Below are 19,708 nucleotides of genomic sequence, written 5' to 3'. Positions count from 1 at the left end.
CAACATCATAGCAGAACCGAAAGAAACAGTCTATATTTTTACCCGGAAATGCCATAGAGTGGGGGAGCCGGCAAAAACAAATGAAATGGAGCGTGGTTTCATGACTTGGACTTGTCACCTCGATGAAACAGATGTACAGGAGTATGTCATGAAGGTTTTGGGTACCGGTTATGTGGTGGCGGATGTAACGAAGATGCATGGCGGGGCGCAAAAGGTTGTCTATAAGATCCAGTGTCAAAATGGATTTTCATGCGTGCTTTATGTGTGGGATTTGACGAAGAATTATTTTCAGGAAGAATTAGCGAACGAGAGTGTGCATGAACGATCCTTTGGCGGCCATTCGTTCGAAAGCAATAACAGATGGTTAAGGGATCATGGTATTTCTACGCCTGCTCTATATGATCTTCAAACGGAACAGGACCGGTACCCTTTTGACTATGCTCTTGTTGAATATATAGAGGGACAGCAGGCGGAAGCTTACTTTCAGCATCCGGATCAACGGGTTCAGGATGAGGTCTTCGAACGGTTGGGTCACATGATCGAACGCATGCATGCAAACCACAGACAGAACTATGGAAAACCCGCTCAAAGCGGGAATCAACGGGAACGATGCCATCATGTGCAGTTGAAAAATGCGAAGGAACAGCTTTCCTACATCGTCCTGCATAACGAGAGTATCCGGAAGAATCACGACAGTCTCCTCGCTGTATTGCATGAGCTGGAATCCAGGATAGATTCCCGCAAGCGATATGGCTTTATCCACGGCGAGCTGGGACCCGATCATGTCCTGGTTACAGACCGTTTAGAGCCCTATCTGATTGATATTGAAGGTGCGCAATTCTTCGACATCGAGCATGAGCATACATTTCTTGAGCTTCGATTCGGGGAGCATTACCGGTATTTGCGACATGATGGGCTTGATCCGAATCGGATGTTATTTTACCGTCTGCATCACTATATCTCATTAACCTCGGGCGGCCTGAAGCTGCTTCACCGTGGATTCCCGGATCAGGCATTTGCTCGAAATTTAGCCGATTATCACGCACGCAACACCCTGCGATTCATGGAGGAATGGCAGCAAACCCGATAACAGGCCTTCATGAGATGGGCTGAAAACATCATTAACTCTGCTGCATGGGTTTAAGATATGGCTGCAAACTCCTGCTTATAGATTAGCTCTACCGTGCTAAGCAGCTCCGAACCTTGGCTCGAGAATTTCAAAGGCGTTGCTTTACCCTTGTTGAGAAAAACTCCCGTCGATTGTTGGGAGCTGCCCAGCGCTGCTTCATACAGCCGTGAAGCTCCTTGACTGGGATGGGAGAAGAACAGGTTGCGGATCGGGATCATCAATCTGGGCATCCCGGCGTTCTTGGTAATGGTTGTTTTATTCGCTCCCGGACAGACACTCCGGATCATAATGCCATCCTTCTGTATGGCAGTGGCGATCTCCTGAGTCCACAACGATAGGGCTAATTTACTCGCGGCATAAGGCCCAACCAGCTTCTTGAACACGGTAGGGGAAGCCAATGTACGGTAATCAAACTGTTTGAGATACAACAAAGCATTGGAGGACGTATTGATTACCGTCTTGAGGCTGCCCTTCTCTAGAAGCTCTTTCATTTCCATCAAGATGACATATGGCACCACGGAGTTTACTTCAAAATGCATCTCGCGCCCTTGTTTGGAATAGGATAGTTCGCCGAAGGAGACACCTGCGTTATTAAACAGCAGGTCGATATGATCCTCGTGTTTCTTGATCTGATTCAGCGAGGAGTGGAGATCGGTGAAATCCGACAAATCGGCAGTGTATATTCTTAACTGCTGTGATCTTAGGCAGTCTTGTACAAGGGAATCATCGGATGGAAAGGCAGAACGGATCAAAGCGATGACTTGCCAGCCCTCGGATAACAATCGCTTGGTCAGCTCCAAGCCAATGCCAGAGCTTGCGCCCGTGATCAAGGCGACTCTGTTATTTCTTTTATGTGTCATGTATAAATCTCCTATACTTAAGATTCTTTGTTGGTCTCCCTATCGGGATTAAGCAGGGACTGATTATGGTTTAACTTGTCATCGATGAACCGTAGAATGCGCTGCAGGTCCGAAATTTGATCGGTAATTTTCTGACGGTAATTCTGGAGCATGGCGTTCAGCTCCGGAACGGACTGAATATTTTCCTTAAAGGGAAGATGCACATAGGCTTTCATATCCTCCAGCGACATTCCTGTCTTCTTCAGGCATATGATCAATTCCATAGTCTCGGCATCCTCCAGGTGATAGACACGATGGCCGTTATCTTTCCTTTCGGGAGGAGGAAGGAGCCCGATTTTTTCGTAATAGCGAATGGCATCCTCGGTCAATCCGGTTCGTTTAGACACTTGCTTGATGGAGAATGTGTCTCCCATAAGTTCACCTCTTTTCTGCAACAGGGAATCCGTTGCCATAATATCGTACAACTTGGTGTTAACACCAAGTCAATATCGATTTTTTGAGTGGCAATTACCGGAAGATGCTTCATCACTTCGGAAGGGAGACTCCCATGCTGCCAGAAGAGTATAATGATGCTATACCAGTGAGAGAATCCAAAATTTTATAGCAAACAGCCGGCTGGATATTCATATGGAATGGATGGAAAGGGAGCTGAGGGATTATGAATTTTGATATCAAGGAAGCCGTTGAGATTCTGGTGCGGATTGCGCATTCCCCGGAAAAGGCGGAATATGCTATAGTGCCCGAGCTGTCCCGTCCTTACCGAACCTTTTGCGGTACCTGATATAGAAGCATTAGACCAACTCATTCACTTAATCAGAATTCGCAATAAATGCTTACAAAAAAGGGCCTACTGAGTGGCCCTTTTTTTATTACGGACATTTTTCAAAGGACAGGAGCTGTCCGATATCTACCGGGCAGTTTCCATGATCTCATCTTTAGGCTCATGGGCAACAGAATAAGCTCTGTTATCATTAACGCGTATGGTTTTCCTCTGGTACGCATTGTTTCGTACAAGGGCAAAGATAATGAGCAGCGTTCCATAAAATTCATAATTACTGATTTGGTAGCCTTGAAGAGCCATAATAACGAATGTGGTAATGGGAACAAAATTAATAAATAATATGCCGTTAAGCGGTGATAACCATTTGATCCCTTGATTCCAGCAGAGCAAGGCTGCTAGCCCGGGCAATAAAATCATGAAAGACATTTCATATTTAATCGAGAGAATCGTGTTCCATGTTGGAACAGGAATCAAATCAAAGACGGACCCAAGCGTAACGATAACGAAGGACACAGCGCTTCCTAGCAAGCAGGTTAGCGTAGAATAACGCAGGATCGACCAATTCTTGAATCGGCTTCCCCCCATCGAATACACCACCCATCCCAATACCCCAACAAAAATCAGAAATAAAGGAACAAGATGTTGTCCAGCCATTTTGAAAAAGGTAAGTTTCCCGTTGGTGATCACGAGTACAGCACCGACAAACGCGATAGCTACACTTCTAAGCATGTATTTATTCGGCGTTTTTTTGGACGTGATCCACAAGATCATAATGGATATCATCGGCATGAGTGACTCCATAATGGAGGCTGCGACAGCACCTGCCTCACCCATGAGCTGCTGTCCAAGGAAAATGCACATATTGTAGACCGTAAATGCCATCGTTCCCAAGAACAACAATGTCTTGCCTCTTCCCTCCAGACGAAAGGAGGCTCTCCCCTCTTTCATCCACAGCAACACGCTGAGGATGACGGCAACGACGAAATAACGGATAAACGAAAAATAGAATGGATCAATTTGCTGCAGCGCGATGTGTGCAACAGGAAACATAGCCCCCCATGACATACTTGCGATCAGGCATAGCATGGACCCGATGACGATTTGTTTCTTTAGCATGTAATGTCTCTCTCCCTGCCAACTCTTTGTTTGTGTATAACTCATCATAGGAGGGCGAAAGGTTTTAGTAAAATGATTGAAAATAAAGTTTATGATCATTTATAATGATACTTCGCAGGTGTGAATACGTACCAGAGAGCAGGGGGGGTTAGATTGGAGTTTAATGATTTGAAAATTTTTCAGGCTGTTGCTACGTATGGAAGTGTCAGTAAAGCCGCATTGGAGCTAAACTACGTTCAATCCAATGTGACGGCCAGAATTAAGCTGCTTGAGAAAGAGCTTCGGACGCCATTGTTCTATCGGCATAAGCGAGGGATGATCTTAAACCCGGAAGGAAAGCGGTTGTTAGAACAATCGAGGAAGATCTTGTCCGGAATGGAAGAACTGAAACGTACGTTTCAAGATACATCGAACCCCTCTGGTGTTCTTGAAATTGGGATTGTGGAGACGGTGATGTTTCTTCCATATATTTTATCGGCTTATCATGGTAAGTACCCCAATGTTGAATTATCATTAAAAGCCGGGGTTACCGATCTTCTGTTACAACAGGTGATTGATATGAAGCTGGATGGAGCCTTTGTGACAGGACCTATCAGGCATCCATTAATCGAACAGGTTGAGGTTATTCAAGAAAAGCTGGTACTTGTAACTAAAGAGAGAACCTTTTCCATGGAGGAAATAACGAAAAGGCCTCTATTGCTGTACAATAAAGGCTGCGGGTATCGCGATAGACTGGAAAGCTGGATGAAGGCCGAGGGGATTATTCCCAAACAGATCATGGAGTTTGGAACGTTCGGGACGATTATAGGCAGTGTAGCTGCAGGAATAGGAATCACGATTATCCCAGAGTCATCTATTTCCAATCTGGTTGCGAATGGAACGGTATTCTGCCATAGCATACCTGAACCTTACCATGAAATCACAACTATTTTTATTCGGCGAAAAGATTCATATGTAACGAGCACATTACAATGTTTTATGGATGAAATTGTTGCTCGAACTAGAACTGGAACATGAACGCTTGCCAGAGGGCCGGCGCATATGGAAATAAAGAATTTAGGAAGCCCATGGATTTCAACCCATGGGCTTTTTTCGTATGGTTATTTTTTCGAGACCTCCCAACATCTATCAAAGAGCAGAAAGAGACAGTCTATTATTGTTTTACTGGGATGACGGATCATTATTTGGGAAGAATATAAATGATTGAAATTCATTCAAATTTCCTGTTATTATATTCCTCGGCTTGTTTTATTAGAAAGGGAGAATGAAATGCAAGCATATGTATTGCCTATTTTCGTTGCGATAGCCATTTGTTTTTTATTAGCGTTCATTCTGACGCTTCCATGGGCCGTTTATCAGTACCGTAAACATGGGTACTTTAGCTTTTGGAGAACATTACTTATCTTAAGCTTTATCTTTTATGGATTAAGTGCATTCTTCTTAGTGATTTTTCCAATACCCAGTGCTCGGAATAATTGTGCTTCGATTGATCCCGGCGCGATTTTTATTCAAAATCGTCCTTTTCAATTTATACGGGATATTCAACGTGAAAGCGGATTTCATTGGGCGGTGCCTTCAAGTTATATCGACTTGTTAACGACGCGGGCCTTTTATCAAATGTTCTTTAATGTTTTGCTTTTGTTTCCTTTAGGTGTCTTTCTGAGGTACTTTTTTAAGGGGAAAGCTAAATGGTTTCATGCTGCTCTTATGGGTTTTAGTGTTTCGCTTTTCTTTGAAATAACCCAACGAACCGCTTTGTTTGGCTTTTTTGAATGCCCCTATCGTATATTTGATGTAGATGACTTGATGACAAATACGGTGGGGACTGTACTAGGCTTTATACTCGCTCCCATGTTTTTGGTGTTAATTCCATCGAGGGAAACCCTTAGTGAGCAAAGCCACTTCTTTAACAATCAGAGAAAGGCAACTTTCGGCGCCCAACTCATGGAGGTACTTCTAAATATTATTTTTGCCAGAATGATAACCAACTTTATATTCGGGTTGCTAAAAAGACCAGGAGTACTTGTTGACGAGATCATCTTTGCCATTGTTTTCTTTGTGGTTATGGTAGTTATCCCTGTGATTTGGAAAGGACATACGGTGGGTTCTAAGATCGTTCGCATGAGATTACTTCCGGAAAAGGGGAACTGGTTAGGAAGCTTGAGCCGACGCTACATCATTGTTTATATGCCTTTATTGCTCTCAGCATTATCGAAGATATTTTCTAATCAAATGAGTGAAGATCTTTTAGCTAACCTATTTGTAATTGGAGTGGTTTTTCTTACAGCTCTGTTATGGTTCTTTCTCTTCTGTCATATCGTGATCAGATGGATCAAAAAGGACAAAGATATTTATTTTAATCGATACAGTCACATAGAGGCTGTAAGAATCACTCGTGAAATGTGATAAACGAAAATATAGAATACTGATGAATCGGCCGCAACAAGCACACGCAGGGGCTGAAAGAATATAAAAAGCCGATGACCCGCGCTCGACTGCGAGGATCATCGGCTTTTTTTGAGAAAAGGTACTGTATGCCTTATATTATCGTTTGGCGGCTTGCTGCCTCTCATTCAAATGCTCCGTCAGATACTTCACGATGCCGTCCTCCGCGTCCTGGGAGTACTGCCAGACCATCGCGCCTCCAAGATTCTTACTCTGGATGTACGCCACCTTCTCCTTCAAGGCTTCTTTATCCTCGTAACTGATGAAGGTATTGCCGTTATAGAGGTAGGCGGCCTTGGCTTTGTTGTCGTAATAACGCTTGAAGCCATTTTTGTTCAGGTAGGCTTTCTCGATCTGCTTATAATTGAGGTTCACCTTGTCGATATCGATAGCCGTTCCGGGGGCGAAGAGGCCGTCTTTGGCACCCTTGGCCTCTTTCACGTTTTTCCAACCGTACGAATAAGCGGGCACGCCGAGCAGCAGCTTCTTGCTGTCGATATCATGGTCCAGATACATCGAGATAATTCCGTCAATGGAGTGCTTCGATTTTCCTTGGCTGTCCACATACAGATTGGAGTTAAAGCCTGTGGTGTCAGACCACTTGCCGGTCAGGTCATAGGACATGACGTTGATGTAATCCACGTATTTCTCCACTTTTTTGACCTCGACATTTTGGAAATACCAGTCCTGGGTTCCAGAGGCGAACGTCAGCAGATAGTTCTTGTTCTTGTGAGGCAGCCTGTACAGCTTCTCCCGCAGTTCCTTCATCAGGCTGGTGAAATTCTTCGTATCCTCCGGGCGGGCCTTCTGCGTGTTCCAGGCATGGAACGCCGGATACTCCCAGTCGATATCTACACCGTCCAAGTCCAACTCCTTGACCAAATTGATGATGCTCTCCGTGAAGAGGTACCGGTTGCCGTCCAGCGAAGCGTCAGAGAAGCCATCTGCACCGTAACCGCCTACGGCCAGCACCATTTGGGTCTTCGGATTGGCTGCCTTCAACTGCTTGATATTTTCTTTGATCTGGTTGTTGGTCGTGCTGTCTTCATGGAAGTAGAGATCCGTACCTTTGATCTTGGCAAAAGCGATAAACGCGATGTCCACGCCTTTCTCCGATAGCTTGATGTTTCGGTAATCCTGCCAGGCTTCCACGTATACCGCCGTGATTTTCCGCTCTTCCGCCGCGGAGATCTGATAGAAATAGAGACCCATGCCTGCAAGCAGCACCACAATGAATATTTTCGTATATATCGTGATTCTCATCGTCCTTTAACCCCGCCCGCCGAATAGAATGTAGGTTGCCGTTTTGCTTAGGTTCAGTACCTTGACGGTGATGTAGCTGATGGCGAAGATGATGGAAATATTCACGATCAGACTGAGGGAGGCTTCCAGAAACGTGGCCTCGACCTCCGTTCGGCCGGATAACATCATTTCGACCAGCAGATGAATCAGATAGATGCTGAAGCTGGCCCGGGAGACCGAGCTGATCAATTTCTGGATTTTATGGTTTACTTGATCGCTGATCTTGGCCTCCTTCTCCTTAAAGAAGATAAACAACCCGACAGCCATGAAGAAGGTGGTGACGGAATAATTGCCGTAGAACATCTCATCCAGGACACCGCTGCGCAGCGAGACAAAATAGGTGGCCACCGGCGTGATAAAGAACGAGATGATGCCCAGATTGTATAGGATGTTTTTTGCCTTGAGCGGTAGTTCAAAATGGAATAGATAGTACCCAAGGATAAAATAGCCGAGGAAGCCCATGAAGAACGGGATGTTCATGATCGGAATGTTGATGTATTGATCCGTTGCACGGAATACGGCATCCGAGATGAAGCGATAGGCGATACTGACGATGAACCAGAGGAGCAGATAATACCGCAGATCCTTCTCGCTGCAGGATTTGATGAATTTGCTCATCAGCGGCACCGTCATATAGATGGCAATAATGGCATACAGGAACCACAGATGCACATAATTCCGGTCGGTCAGCAGCCGATACCCGAAGTCAACAACGAACTCATAGGCATTCAGCTTGCTTCGCATCAGATAGTATTGATTGTACAAGCCATAGATGAGCGACCAGGTCAGAAGGGGAATGAGCAGCGGTACGACGCGCTTGGTATAGAACTCCCGGTAGGATGTAATCTTCGTGCGCAGGATCATCGCTCCGCTGATCATGAAGAAGACCGGTACGGCGAAGCGGGATATGGAGTTGAACCCGTTGCTGATCCACCAGGAGGAGGAATTAAAATCGTTGGTGCTGGTCAGCACCTCCGCTGTGTAGTGCAGAATAATGACGGCAACAATGGATAGAATTCTTAGAATGTCGACATAGATAATTCTTTTATTGGCAACCATGCTGTTTCAGGCAGCCTCCTTCACCATAAGTTAATTCGATCCTGCGGCAATGTTCTGGCTGATGGCGGCCACGCCTTTGCGCTCCACGAAGCCCCAGCCCTCATCATTGTCAAAATATTTGAATGTCCCCGCAATGTTAATGTACAGCAGCAAATTCCGATAGGTTAACAGCTCCGCTTGGCTGAACAAGAACATCTTCACATAATCGGAGAACGTATACGTACTGCCATATTTACGGCATAAGTACAGGGCGATGATGATTTGCGCGGCATTCAGCAGCACGCTCATCAGCAGGAAGATGATCGCATGCAGGATGTTCCCGCCAACGATCAGCGTCTGCCCCAGATAAAATATCGTCGTAAACGCCGAGAGCGTCCCCAGCATAAACCCGTCTATCGCAAAGAACAGGCTCACGCTGACGCTGAATTTCCGGGACAGCCTGGACCAATAGATGAGGATGCAGTCAATAAACGCCTTCTGCCAGCGAATGCGCTGCTTATAGAAGTTGGGGAGATTCTCCGGGCATTCGGTGTAGCATACCGCTTCGGGGGCGTAAACGAGTCTTTTCTTCAATTGATTGGCTTTGATGTACTCGTGGATTTTCAGCGTAATGTCGATATCCTCCCCCACCGTGCTGCGGAAGCCGTTAACATGAATGAGAACGTCTTTATAGAAGGCACCAAAAGCGCCTGAAATCACTACGATCGAATTAAAATACGATTGCGTGAGTTTGCGGACGTAGAAGCCGTGCGTATAATTGATGATCTGGCTCTTGATGAGCCCTTTTCCGCGAAACTTCTCAATAATGGCACCGTTCTTGTCCCGCACGGCACCCTGTACAATTTTGACGGTACCGCCCAGCGCAATGATGTCGTCATCGTGAAAGTATTGATTCACATACTTGAGCGAGTCGGCTTCCAGCATGCTGTCCGCATCCAGGGTGATCACGATATCGGAGGCGGCATAATCGATGCCTGCATTCAGCGAGTCCGCTTTTCCGCCATTCACCTTATCAATAACGTAAATATGGCGGTATCGATGCGAGCGATAGAATCCTTTTATCGGCTTATAAGTCAATTTACTGTCTGCCATCCTGGCATCCGGCTCCAAATCCAAGAGTTCGTCAAGCGCGGATAACGTCCCATCCTTGGAGCCGTCGTTGATGATCATGATTTCATAGTTGCTGTAATGCAAGCCGGCCATGGCATCGATGCAATTCCGAATCGTCAGCTCCTCATTGTAAGCGGGGACGAGCACAGAGATTGATTTTTCGGCGAGATCGGGATTCAGCTTCTTCACCTTGCTGCATAGCAGCGGGATGAACGTATACAGGGTTTGAAACACAAGGAATACGCCGGCTAATCCATAAAAAAAGTACTGCAAACTCCTCACTCCTCTCTTCTCTGTCTCTCTTTGTGAAGACCAGTATGGTGCGCCTACTCTATTGGACTCGGATTAGGTATGCGCTTTTTCTATAGCAAGCAATGTCAAGGGACAAAATTCAGGTATAAAGGGATAATATCATCTCCATTTAAAACCTTTCATTCCATATAAACCCAAATGACACCCTATGTAATAAACTATCGTAATGGGCCTATAAATGTAAAACCGCTTTATAGAGCAAGAAAACGAATACATAGATGATTTTCGAGAACAGTCTCTGTTTTGGTTCGTCTTTCTATATTTTAGGCGGCTACATTATGGCGATTATTTATAGTATCAAAACATATCCTATGGCACAAAAATGATCGGATAATACAAAAAAGTGCGTACTATTCAATGACTTGGAAGCTTGGTATCCTAACATACAAACGACCTAGGTGCTGTTATTAACAATTCATTCGTCGTTTTGAACGATAGAAACTTAGAAACGGGGTGTGATGAATGTCGGAATATCAACTTACTTTGAACGATAAGAGTATTGCTTGGGGAGAAACTCTTGATATTGAGCCCTTAATCGGCAGCTATACTAACGATACAATTAGGAAAGGGACGGGTGCAGCCCTTGACTGGAATCTACCCAGTGGTATATATCGGGCTAAAGATGTAGTAAATGAGTTAGATAAGTTGTTGGAGGCGATGCTGGTACAGCTTGGCGAACCTGTAAATAGCGATCCGTCTGTGTTATTAGACAGCCTTCAGGCCAACCTTGCGATCTCCGGGCGTGAATCATCATTACCGCTCGGCCCCTTGGCCTTTGAAGACAGGGCCGGTGTGGAGCTTACCGATCAGGCGGTACGCATAGGTGAGCAATTGGTAAGCTGGGCGCGAGAGATAAATTCACAGAAGAGAGCCCTATCACAATATGGGACAGCGAAGCTTGAAGAGTTGGAATTTAGAAGCCACTGTTACCATCATACATTAATACCAGACGCTGTTGCGCAGGTTTTTGGACCGTCAGGAGGCCCGAGAGTCATGCAACTATATAACGAATATTTACATCAATTTGTGTTGCTACGGGATGCCTTACTTCCGTTCTCCAATTGGGAGCAAGTTCCGTTTCAAGTCAAAGAACATACGGAGTTCAAAGGGTTACGATTTTTAGAACCTGCGCGCAAGACATTTTTAACTCAACTGTTTGGTAGGGATCTGTCGCACAAATCTATTGTTCAGTATGCACAGAGTGTTGTTAGTTCAGGTTTGTCCACGGCCGGGTATGGCTTTCAATATCGATTGGGAACTATTTTGCCAGCTGGCTTGGGGGCGACTGCTGCGACTGCACCACGATATCTTCTTAAGTGGCATCCGGTACAAACCATACAGCTTGAAGAAACAACAGAGTTGACCGCTATCTCATTCGATTATGAATATGAAGATTACTATGCAGCACTACGCAACGAGGCAGGGGGAGGTACAACGGAGAAGGGGGACATTCTTTCTGTTTCGGGTGAGCTGTACGATCGGCAGCCGTTCAAAGCACGATTGTTTCCGATTATCGATGCCGGTCGGGCAGTGCTGCGTTTCATCATAGAGATTGATGGCCGTGAGTATGCTGTGGACCTTGGGCAAATCTTTAGGGGGCATCGCTTTTTATATCGGCCTCAAGGAAGCGAGGATTTTGAGAACTCTTCCGATAAGCTACCACCATTAAGTTTTCATCAGGCGGTAGACATTCTCTCACACTCCGGATTAGTTACGAATACAGTTGGAGTTCATTTAATTCGCACAGGTCGAAATGAACTTGTAGTATGGGCTGTATTAGGCAAGCTGTATCCGGAAAATGTGATCTTATTGGATATGGCTGATATTGAGGAACTGTCGTCGGCTCACGCCGCAGGCAAAGGATTTGGTGCCAAGTTCTTGGTGCTGTAAATATGGCGTGTGAATCATTTGACGGCAAAGCCTCCACCATTGGGCTTTGCCGTCAAACTTCTCCTGACAACGAGATTTCTATATTAACCCCCCTTTTTTCAGGCATGTTTGTTACTTGTTTGCGATGATTCATCGGGAAAGTTATCGATATAAGTTGTACCGAATTTGCATAACATATTGAGCATAGGGGCCATTTCCTCGCCTAGCGTTGATAAATAATACTCCACTTTTGGTGGTGCAACTGGATAAACTTTTCGAATAATAAGCCCATCGCTTTCAAGCATCCTTAACTGCAACGTGAGCATGCGTTGGGTTGCGTCAGGGAGTAACCGCTGCAACTCATTGAAACGTAACGAGCCCTTGGATAAATGGTTTAAAATAGATATTTTCCATTTACCACTAATTAAGTTCAATACAATTTCCGAGGTGCAATGATAGCTTTTGTTTCTAAAGTTTATCATTAATTACACATCGCTTTCGTTTAGTATTCAGTGTAAGGGTCTTTTGTTTTTAATTCCGAGTAAACCCATAATAATTTATTATATTATCAATTATAAACAACTTGAAGTCAAAGGTGATCGGATGGACCGGAATACGGAACCGGATGAGTGTACCGTTTGGCTGCGCGTCGGTCATCATCTATTCCTCCTTTTTTATGAGAGAAGAGCAAACTACATAAAGTCATAGAAGTAACGGATGAAATGAAAAAAGATCGGAGAGGTATAGGTCAGGCTATCGACCCGGCTCAGATAGCTTTTCTTCAAGGCATCGAACCGTCCGTCATCCCCGATTAACAAATCGCGCTTCAGCACCGAAACCGTCAAGCTGCCGAAGAAGCCGCCGAGGCTGATGAGCATGCCGGACAGAAGGCCAAACGTCGGGCTGATCGGCGTCAGATAGGGATAGATAAGATAGGAGCTTGCGGTGGTAATGATAAACGCGCAGGCAAAGCCTTCCCAAGTCAGATTTGGGTTGGAGGTCGGCACGATTCTTCGTCTGCCAAAATAGAGGGAGGCGAGCGTGTGCACCACATCGTTCAGCTGCGTTAAGACGACGAGAAACAGCACGAGCCCTGCTCCATACTGGGGCGTGGCAAACTGGAAATAGGCCAGGTGGCTGAGACCGAACACCATAAGCATCAGGCCCCATTGGGTGGAGCTGACGCTGCGCATAAATCCGACAGTGCCTTTATTGATCAACCGCGGCAGCGGCAGCACCAGGAATACATAGATCGGAATGAACACGATAAACATCCCGTACCACTCGATATAGATCCAATAGAATTGAACGGGTATGGTTAAATACGCCCACAGAAATAAACGGCGGTCGGCCTTCCGTGTTTTGATCATCGAGAAATATTCTTTGAGCGTAAAGAAGGTCAGCACCATAAGGGATAGCAGGGAAACCACGGGATTCAGAAGCGTCGCCAAGCAGAAGATGACCAGCATGCCCCACCAGGTTTTGATGCGAAATCCGACTTCGGTATAGTCGATATTCGGCTGCGTCTTGCTCATCACGTAATAGAGGAGCTGGATGACCGATAAGACGGAGAATATCAGGATTAAGGTTAAAAGCGAGCTGTCCATATGCCTGTCATCACCAACTTGTCACGGGGTATCATTCTTGTTCTACTAAAGGAATCATATGTTATTATGAAGGAATAATTCAATACGGATAAGGGGAAATTTCGTAAATGGTAGACGATCACTCGGTCTTTATACTGCTTACCAATACCGGAACGCTCTTTACGAAAGTCATTCAGGGCTACACGAGAGCACCTTACAACCACGCTTCGATCTCCTTTAACCGGGAGCTGTCGGAGTTATATAGCTTCGGGAGAAAGAATCCGAACAATCCTCTGAACGGCGGATTCGTGAAGGAGGATTTGAAGACGGGAACGTTCAGCAAATATCCCAATACGACGTGCGTCATCTATGAGCTTCAGGTATCGGAACGCGACATCGCGAAAATGAAGCGGGTGCTGCAGGCTTTTATCCGAAAGGACAAAAAGTATTTTTATAATATATTGGGCGTCCTGGGCATCGCGCTAAAGGAACCGATCGAATTCAGCAATTCCTACTTCTGTTCGCAATTCGTGGCGGAGATTCTGCAGCGGTCCGGAGTCAGGCTATGGGATAAGCTGCCCGCCTTGGTAACGCCGGATGATTTTCGCCAAAGCGAGCGTCTGCAACTGATCTATGAAGGAAAGCTGAGCGAGTATGAGCCCTAGATACAACTGCGCGTGCAGGTTCTGGTAGCCTGTTTTAACATTTTGCAGGTGGCGGCGCTGTCAATCATGACACAGCTCGATAGGCAGTCCGTTCTAATCCTGCAATCCCATATAACCCCGGTTCGTCTGTCCAGGCGAATGCGGGGTTTTCTGCATTATAAGTGCTCAAACGAGACACCCGCCGAGCTTGCTAGGTTAAAGGCAATAAATGCTGGCTAATAAGCGAGTGTTGCTATAAAATGGAGTTGAAAATGAAATGCGGTTTCATATAATGAAACTAAAATCGTCGTTGTCTGGATTTCGCTTATATCTTGGATGGGAGCGTGGTTTACGATGAACAGCAAGGAACGGTTTTCGAATCGCGTCGATTCGTACACGAAGTATCGCCCGAGTTATCCGCATGAGGTCATGGATTATTTGTATGATACCGTTGGATTGGACGGCGAGATTGCTGATATTGGCGCCGGGACGGGGATCTTCACGAAGCTGCTGCTGAAGCGGGGGAGCCGCGTAACTGCCGTGGAACCCAATCAGGCGATGCGGAAAGCTGCCGAGTCGGACCTTGGAGGCGAACCCGGCTTTCGAATGGTCTCGGGTTCAGCAGAAGTGACGGGACTGCCTGATCAATCAGTGGATCATATCGTGAGCGCCCAGGCTTTTCATTGGTTTGACCGTGACGCCGCCCAATCGGAATTCCAGCGGATCCTGAGACCGGGCGGGAAGGTTGCCCTGATATGGAATTCCAGGCTCACGCAGGGAACGCCGTTCCTGGAAGCGTATGAGCAGCTGCTCCTTATCTATGGCACCGATTATAAAGAAGTGGATCAGAAGAATATTGCGCACGAAACGCTGGCTTCTTTTTTTCGGGGAGGGGACATGAGGGAGGCGAAGTTCTTCAATCGGCAGACGTTTGATTATGAGGGATTATGCGGCCGTTTGCACTCGTCCTCTTACGCTCCGTTGTCAGGGCATCCGAACTACGAACCGATGATGAACGAACTGCGCACGATATATGAACGGAATGAGCAGGATGGCTGCGTGTTTTTTGATTATGAGACGAAGGTGTACTGGGGAGAGGTTTAAGCTGACCTTCTTGACCCGTTTCGCTGTTTGCAGAATAATAGAGTACTGGCTTTAATAATGGAACGGGAGGTACAGCAGCATGAACAAGACAGATCGGATGCTGGCTATCGTGCTTGAGCTGCAGCAGCGAAAGGTTGTACGGGCTGAAGATTTGGCATCCATATTCGAGACGAGCGTACGGACCATCTACCGGGATATTCAGGCCCTTAGCGAAGCAGGCGTACCCGTGATGGGAGCTCCCGGGCAAGGGTATTCGTTAATGGCGGGGTATTTTCTGCCACCGGTCATGTTCACGGCGGAGGAAGCCGTGGCGCTGCTCATTGGAACGGATTTCGTCGAACAACGCTTTGACGCAGGATATGGTTTGAAGGCTCAGGCTTCCCGCAAAAAGATAGAGTCTATTCTGCCGGAGCCTGTCCGCGCCGATGCTTCGCGGGTTCGAAAGACCATGCGGCTGCTGGCTCCCGGTAACAAGGCAACTTCAAGAGAAGAGAAGGACTATGTTGAAGTGGTTCGCCGAGCCATACTGGAAGAGCGTAAGGTGGAATTCCATTATGTGAAGAAGATGCCCGACTCCAAAGGCGACCGAAAGAGCTTTCGCTCGGCAGCTCCTTATGGGCTGGCCTTTCTTCAAGGTTCATGGACATTAGTTGCCTGGTGTGACCTCCGGCAAGGCATCCGCCATTTTCGGCTATCCCGCATGAAGGACCTGACGGTTCTTGAGGAGCGGTTTGAGATGCCGCCGGATTTTGACTTGGCCGACTATCGACCTCCGGATGACCGTAATCTGCGGGTGCGGGTTCTGGCAAATCCCGATATTGCGGATCGAGTTAAGGAATCAGGTAATTATTACACGGAGACATTGGAAGAATGTGAGGACGGGTTGCTGGTGAGCTTACGCGTTCGCCGGCCGGAGGAAATCATGCAGTGGGTGCTCGGCTGGGGATCGAATGTCGTTGTTCTTGAGCCAGAATCCTTCCGTAATCAGATCCGCGACGAAGTGGAAAAGATGTTAAAACGCTACTGACATGAGGTTGTCAGTAGCGTTTTTGTATATTCGGTACAAAGACGATTTAAGGGAGTGGTAGATATGAATACAACGGAAGCATTGCAGCGGTTTGAACAGACGGTGCAGGTGTATCTACAGGAGCTGGATGGTTTCAGCATGGAGGAATTAAAGTACAGACAAGCAGAGGACGAGTGGTCGATCGGGCAAATGTATCAGCACTTGATTCAATCCGCGTTATCCATGCATCTGCGAAATATTGAGTTATGTTTAAACCCGATTGAGGATGCAGCAGTCTCTTCAGCGGGAAAAACGGAAGTAGGTATGGCAATATTCGGACAGGGCAGTTTCCCTCCCATCCGTATTCAGGTTCCGCCGTCTCCCCAATATACCCCGGAGCAGCCTGCAACGAAAGAGCACTTGATTCAAGGTTTGGATACTGTCGTCCAACGAATGAGACAAACCGAGCCAATGCTTGGAGAGGCATCCCTGCAGCATACCGTCCCCCATCCGAGTTTCGGAGGATTGCATGCCCAAGAGTGGTTTTTGCTCATCGAGATGCATTATCGGCATCATGTCCGGCAGCTAGACCGGTTGAAACAAGCCTTGGAGCAGCAGCGTGTATGATGGAACGTCAGGTCGTGGAGTATCAGGATGTGTTGGAGCAATTAGAAGAGCGGACTCGTTATTGGATTGGAGTGGTATCCGAATCGCATGTGAAATTGGGGGTGGAAGGGGGATTTGCTCAGCTATGTCACGGTAAATCGGCATCACTGCGGCGCATGTGCGAAGGTGATTGGCTGATCTATTATTCCCCGCGCACCGACTTGAAGTCTGGAGAGGCGCTCCAAGCTTTTACAGCCATGGGCCAGGTTGTGAATGATCGAGTTTACGAGTATCAAATGACGGCATCATTCGTCCCCTTCCGCCGGGATATCCGGTATGTCCCCGGTCAGGAGGTCAAAATAGCCCGCCTATTGGGCCAGCTTAGCTTTACGCGAGGGAATCGAAATTGGGGCTATGCCTTTCGTTATGGGCATTTGGAGATCAAACGGGAGGATTTCCTGATGATTGCGAAGGCTATGCTCGGCGGCTCGGACCATATACAACAAAGAATGGTTAACTCGCTTTGACCGTTCTCCATAATACCTATTTTTTAACAACTCGGTTTAAAAAAGGCTCGTCCCGGGTACTGGTACTACGAGTGCATCAATGAGTTGAAAGGAGCGGATGACCGTGGAGGTACATGTCCGATCATTTTTCGTGAAGGATGATGGAGAGGTTCCCAATAATCCCGATCTGCCAGTCATTGTATACAATGGGGTATTCGCGGATGACCCGAGCGGCTTGGAGGCTGCCTTCCACCGGCATCACTGGAGCGGGAGCTGGGCAGGCGGCGTATACGATTACCATCATTATCACAGCAACACGCACGAGGTCCTGGGTGTACGGTCGGGAAGCGCAACCGTTCTTGTGGGCGGCGATGCAGGAGAACGGCTAGAGCTTGCCACCGGTGATGTGATTGTTTTGCCGGCGGGCACTGCACATATGAAGCTCACCAGTACCCCTGATTTTGAAGTGATTGGTGCCTATCCCGAAGGGAATAAGCCAAATATGAGGGAGCGGAACCCGACGGATCGGGTGCAGGCGATCAACGAAATCCGAAGCGTGCCCGTCCCGGATATGGACCCTGTCTTTGGAGCGGAAGGACCACTTCTGCATAAATGGGTGAAATAACATAAAGATAGCCATTAGAAGCAACTCAAGAGGCTCCCCGTCTGCTACAACAGATGGTGGAGCCTCTTGAGTTGCAAATAACAAATATGGGGTAAATCGGTAGATGCTTGATTACAGCGGCAAATCTCGTTTTCGAAATAGCACGACGGCCAGACCAAATGCGATCAGACCGATGGCGGCCAGCACTAGGGAGGTTGTCATGAATTACCCAGTCCCATTAACAATTTCACCGGGCCGATAGAGACAGAAGCGGAAAGTCTTAATCCTTAGTAACAAAAGTATTGGTATTGGCCAGCATAGGTTTCTAATATAGGGTATAGTTAATATAAAACGAATGGAGAATACGAAACGATGTCTACTTTGCCGAATTGCCCGAAATGTAATTCTGAATATACATATGAGGATGGGAACCTCTTGATTTGCCCGGAATGCGCTCATGAATGGACCCTGGAGTCCGAAGCGGAGCATGATGAAGATACGAAGGTCATCAAAGACGCGAACGGCAATGTTTTGGCCGACGGCGATTCCGTAACGGTAATCAAAGACCTTAAAGTAAAAGGCAGCTCCTCTGTATTGAAAATAGGCACGAAAGTGAAAAATATACGCTTGGTCGATGGCGATCACGATATCGATTGCAAAATCGACGGATTCGGGGCAATGAAATTGAAATCGGAATTTGTTAAAAAGATATAAGATGTGTTATCCCATTTCATCGTGGATACACGGTAACAAAACCCTCCATTAGTGGAGGGTTTTTCTCATTTAACACCATGGCACGCCGTATAGCATTAGCATCTGGTGCGCAACATGCACAAATTAATCGCGCCAACTGACCCGTCCCCATGATTCCAATATGTTACAATGATAGGATGGAGTTGCTTCGAATAGGAGCTTCCCGCAATACGCGATGAAAGCAGGTGCAGCGTGGATATTATACTGTTTGTCGTCATTATTTTTGTAGCGTCCATCCTACAGACCAGCACCGGATTTGGGTTCTCTATCCTGGCTACGCCGTTTCTGCTGCTCTTATTCCAGCCTAACGAGGCCATTCAGATTAATTTGATTCTATCGCTTGTCATCTCGGCTGCTCTGATTGCGAGGATACGCAAGGATATCGACTATGGCATCCTCAAGCGATTGGTGATCGGAAGTGCCGCAGGTCTCCCTGTCGGCATCGTTATTTTTTCGCTTATCGATATTCGTTATCTGAAGTTAGGTGTTAGTCTGATCATATTGGCACTAACCGTCATGCTGATGCTAAAATTCAGAATCCGCCAGAGCCAGGGCAGGGATCTTACGGTAGGGGGGCTAGCAGGCTCTCTAACGACCAGCATTGGAATGCCGGGTCCGCCCCTGTTGTTGTATTTCTCGGGGACCGACACGCAGAAGGCAAAGCTCAGAGGGACGACCCTCGCCTTCTATTTGTTCATCTATTCCCTGAGTTTGATCATTCAGGTTATCGTGGCGGGAACGAGCAAGACGGTCTGGGTGTCGAGTGGAATTGCACTTCCCTTGGTATTTGTCGGGCTGTTGATCGGACAGCGTCTATTCAACGTCATTAACCAGCGCGTATTCCAGATATTCACCTATATCATTTTGATCTTTACGGGTGTGTATATGCTCATCGAGAGCCTGTAAAGACGCTAGA

Annotated in this window: 22 protein-coding genes; 13 read left to right on the top strand and 9 right to left on the bottom strand. The window is 46.8% G+C overall.

Going from position 1 to position 19,708, the window contains the following annotated elements; all coding sequences use genetic code 11:
* Positions 1-100 precede the first annotated feature (100 nt).
* The gene (locus CRG97_RS31970) at positions 101-1,090 is read left to right on the top strand and encodes a phosphotransferase family protein (protein WP_098749633.1); all 990 of its coding nucleotides are present in this window, start codon (positions 101-103) and stop codon (positions 1,088-1,090) included.
* A gap of 50 nt (positions 1,091-1,140) precedes the next feature.
* Here CRG97_RS31970 and CRG97_RS31965 read toward each other — a convergent pair whose 3' ends face one another.
* Positions 1,141-1,989, bottom strand: coding sequence for an SDR family NAD(P)-dependent oxidoreductase (locus tag CRG97_RS31965; protein ID WP_098749492.1), 849 nt, complete (start codon positions 1,987-1,989; stop codon positions 1,141-1,143).
* Between the two features lie 17 nt (positions 1,990-2,006).
* Entirely contained in the window at positions 2,007-2,402 is a 396-nt protein-coding gene (locus CRG97_RS31960) for a MerR family transcriptional regulator (protein WP_098749491.1), read from the bottom strand.
* A gap of 245 nt (positions 2,403-2,647) precedes the next feature.
* Between CRG97_RS31960 and CRG97_RS34070 the strand changes: the two genes are divergently transcribed.
* Entirely contained in the window at positions 2,648-2,770 is a 123-nt protein-coding gene (locus CRG97_RS34070) for a hypothetical protein (RefSeq protein ID WP_272914383.1), read from the top strand.
* A 126-nt stretch (positions 2,771-2,896) separates the two neighbouring features.
* Here CRG97_RS34070 and CRG97_RS31955 read toward each other — a convergent pair whose 3' ends face one another.
* Positions 2,897-3,886 carry a DMT family transporter gene (locus CRG97_RS31955; RefSeq protein WP_098749490.1) on the bottom strand — a complete coding sequence of 330 codons (990 nt, stop codon included), beginning with the start codon at positions 3,884-3,886 and terminating at the stop codon, positions 2,897-2,899.
* Positions 3,887-4,039: 153 nt separating this feature from the next.
* Here CRG97_RS31955 and CRG97_RS31950 point away from each other — a divergent pair, with 153 nt between their 5' ends.
* Together CRG97_RS31950 and CRG97_RS31945 are read left to right on the top strand one after the other, a co-directional pair.
* Positions 4,040-4,903, top strand: coding sequence for a LysR family transcriptional regulator (locus tag CRG97_RS31950; RefSeq protein WP_098749489.1), 864 nt, complete (start codon positions 4,040-4,042; stop codon positions 4,901-4,903).
* 252 nt (positions 4,904-5,155) lie between these two features.
* The gene (locus CRG97_RS31945) at positions 5,156-6,292 is read left to right on the top strand and encodes a VanZ family protein (RefSeq protein WP_098749488.1); all 1,137 of its coding nucleotides are present in this window, start codon (positions 5,156-5,158) and stop codon (positions 6,290-6,292) included.
* A 138-nt stretch (positions 6,293-6,430) separates the two neighbouring features.
* Here the strand turns inward: CRG97_RS31945 and CRG97_RS31940 are convergent, their stop codons facing one another.
* Genes CRG97_RS31940 through CRG97_RS31930 form a run of 3 tightly spaced genes read right to left on the bottom strand, consistent with a single transcriptional unit; the run spans position 6,431 to position 10,075 of the window.
* The gene (locus tag CRG97_RS31940) at positions 6,431-7,594 is read right to left on the bottom strand and encodes a glycoside hydrolase family 18 protein (RefSeq protein WP_098749487.1); all 1,164 of its coding nucleotides are present in this window, start codon (positions 7,592-7,594) and stop codon (positions 6,431-6,433) included.
* A gap of 6 nt (positions 7,595-7,600) precedes the next feature.
* Positions 7,601-8,692 (bottom strand): acyltransferase, encoded by a 1,092-nt coding sequence (locus tag CRG97_RS31935; protein ID WP_098749486.1) that lies wholly within the window; start codon positions 8,690-8,692, stop codon positions 7,601-7,603.
* A 30-nt stretch (positions 8,693-8,722) separates the two neighbouring features.
* Positions 8,723-10,075: a glycosyltransferase family 2 protein gene (locus CRG97_RS31930; RefSeq protein ID WP_098749485.1), complete on the bottom strand. Its 1,353-nt coding sequence runs from the start codon at positions 10,073-10,075 to the stop codon at positions 8,723-8,725.
* Positions 10,076-10,576: 501 nt separating this feature from the next.
* On the opposite strand from CRG97_RS31930, the gene CRG97_RS31925 reads away from it, so the two are divergent.
* Positions 10,577-12,004 carry a hypothetical protein gene (locus tag CRG97_RS31925; protein WP_098749484.1) on the top strand — a complete coding sequence of 476 codons (1,428 nt, stop codon included), beginning with the start codon at positions 10,577-10,579 and terminating at the stop codon, positions 12,002-12,004.
* A 98-nt stretch (positions 12,005-12,102) separates the two neighbouring features.
* Here CRG97_RS31925 and CRG97_RS31920 read toward each other — a convergent pair whose 3' ends face one another.
* Together CRG97_RS31920 and CRG97_RS31915 are read right to left on the bottom strand one after the other, a co-directional pair.
* Complete coding sequence (locus CRG97_RS31920; RefSeq protein WP_098749483.1) at positions 12,103-12,465, bottom strand: winged helix-turn-helix transcriptional regulator; 363 nt, start codon at positions 12,463-12,465, stop codon at positions 12,103-12,105.
* 210 nt (positions 12,466-12,675) lie between these two features.
* Positions 12,676-13,590: a phosphatidate cytidylyltransferase gene (locus CRG97_RS31915; protein WP_098749482.1), complete on the bottom strand. Its 915-nt coding sequence runs from the start codon at positions 13,588-13,590 to the stop codon at positions 12,676-12,678.
* Between the two features lie 107 nt (positions 13,591-13,697).
* On the opposite strand from CRG97_RS31915, the gene CRG97_RS31910 reads away from it, so the two are divergent.
* From CRG97_RS31910 to CRG97_RS31885, 6 genes are all read left to right on the top strand, one after another.
* Positions 13,698-14,234, top strand: a complete 537-nt coding sequence (locus CRG97_RS31910; RefSeq protein WP_098749481.1) for a hypothetical protein — start codon at positions 13,698-13,700, stop codon at positions 14,232-14,234.
* Positions 14,235-14,567: 333 nt separating this feature from the next.
* Positions 14,568-15,317, top strand: coding sequence for a class I SAM-dependent methyltransferase (locus tag CRG97_RS31905; protein ID WP_098749480.1), 750 nt, complete (start codon positions 14,568-14,570; stop codon positions 15,315-15,317).
* A gap of 79 nt (positions 15,318-15,396) precedes the next feature.
* Complete coding sequence (locus CRG97_RS31900) at positions 15,397-16,344, top strand: helix-turn-helix transcriptional regulator (RefSeq protein ID WP_098749479.1); 948 nt, start codon at positions 15,397-15,399, stop codon at positions 16,342-16,344.
* 63 nt (positions 16,345-16,407) lie between these two features.
* Complete coding sequence (locus CRG97_RS31895; RefSeq protein ID WP_098749478.1) at positions 16,408-16,950, top strand: DinB family protein; 543 nt, start codon at positions 16,408-16,410, stop codon at positions 16,948-16,950.
* Complete coding sequence (locus CRG97_RS31890) at positions 16,950-17,456, top strand: EVE domain-containing protein (RefSeq protein WP_098749632.1); 507 nt, start codon at positions 16,950-16,952, stop codon at positions 17,454-17,456. Before CRG97_RS31895 ends, CRG97_RS31890 begins: the two co-directional genes overlap by 1 nt.
* Positions 17,457-17,559: 103 nt before the next feature.
* Entirely contained in the window at positions 17,560-18,060 is a 501-nt protein-coding gene (locus tag CRG97_RS31885) for a cupin domain-containing protein (protein ID WP_098749477.1), read from the top strand.
* A gap of 111 nt (positions 18,061-18,171) precedes the next feature.
* Here CRG97_RS31885 and CRG97_RS32980 read toward each other — a convergent pair whose 3' ends face one another.
* On the bottom strand, positions 18,172-18,261 hold the full coding sequence (locus tag CRG97_RS32980; RefSeq protein ID WP_114149319.1) for an LPXTG cell wall anchor domain-containing protein: 90 nt from the start codon (positions 18,259-18,261) through the stop codon (positions 18,172-18,174).
* 150 nt (positions 18,262-18,411) lie between these two features.
* Between CRG97_RS32980 and CRG97_RS31880 the strand changes: the two genes are divergently transcribed.
* Both CRG97_RS31880 and CRG97_RS31875 read left to right on the top strand, forming a co-directional pair.
* Positions 18,412-18,753: a zinc ribbon domain-containing protein YjdM gene (locus CRG97_RS31880; protein ID WP_098749476.1), complete on the top strand. Its 342-nt coding sequence runs from the start codon at positions 18,412-18,414 to the stop codon at positions 18,751-18,753.
* A 231-nt stretch (positions 18,754-18,984) separates the two neighbouring features.
* The gene (locus CRG97_RS31875) at positions 18,985-19,698 is read left to right on the top strand and encodes a sulfite exporter TauE/SafE family protein (protein WP_098749475.1); all 714 of its coding nucleotides are present in this window, start codon (positions 18,985-18,987) and stop codon (positions 19,696-19,698) included.
* Positions 19,699-19,708 lie beyond the last annotated feature (10 nt).

Source organism: Paenibacillus sp. EZ-K15 (assembly GCF_002573715.1).
In the GTDB taxonomy this organism is placed as follows: domain Bacteria; phylum Bacillota; class Bacilli; order Paenibacillales; family Paenibacillaceae; genus Paenibacillus_AQ.
The sequence above is the reverse complement of the archived record's forward strand: the minus strand, read 5'-3'. Positions and strand labels throughout refer to the sequence as shown.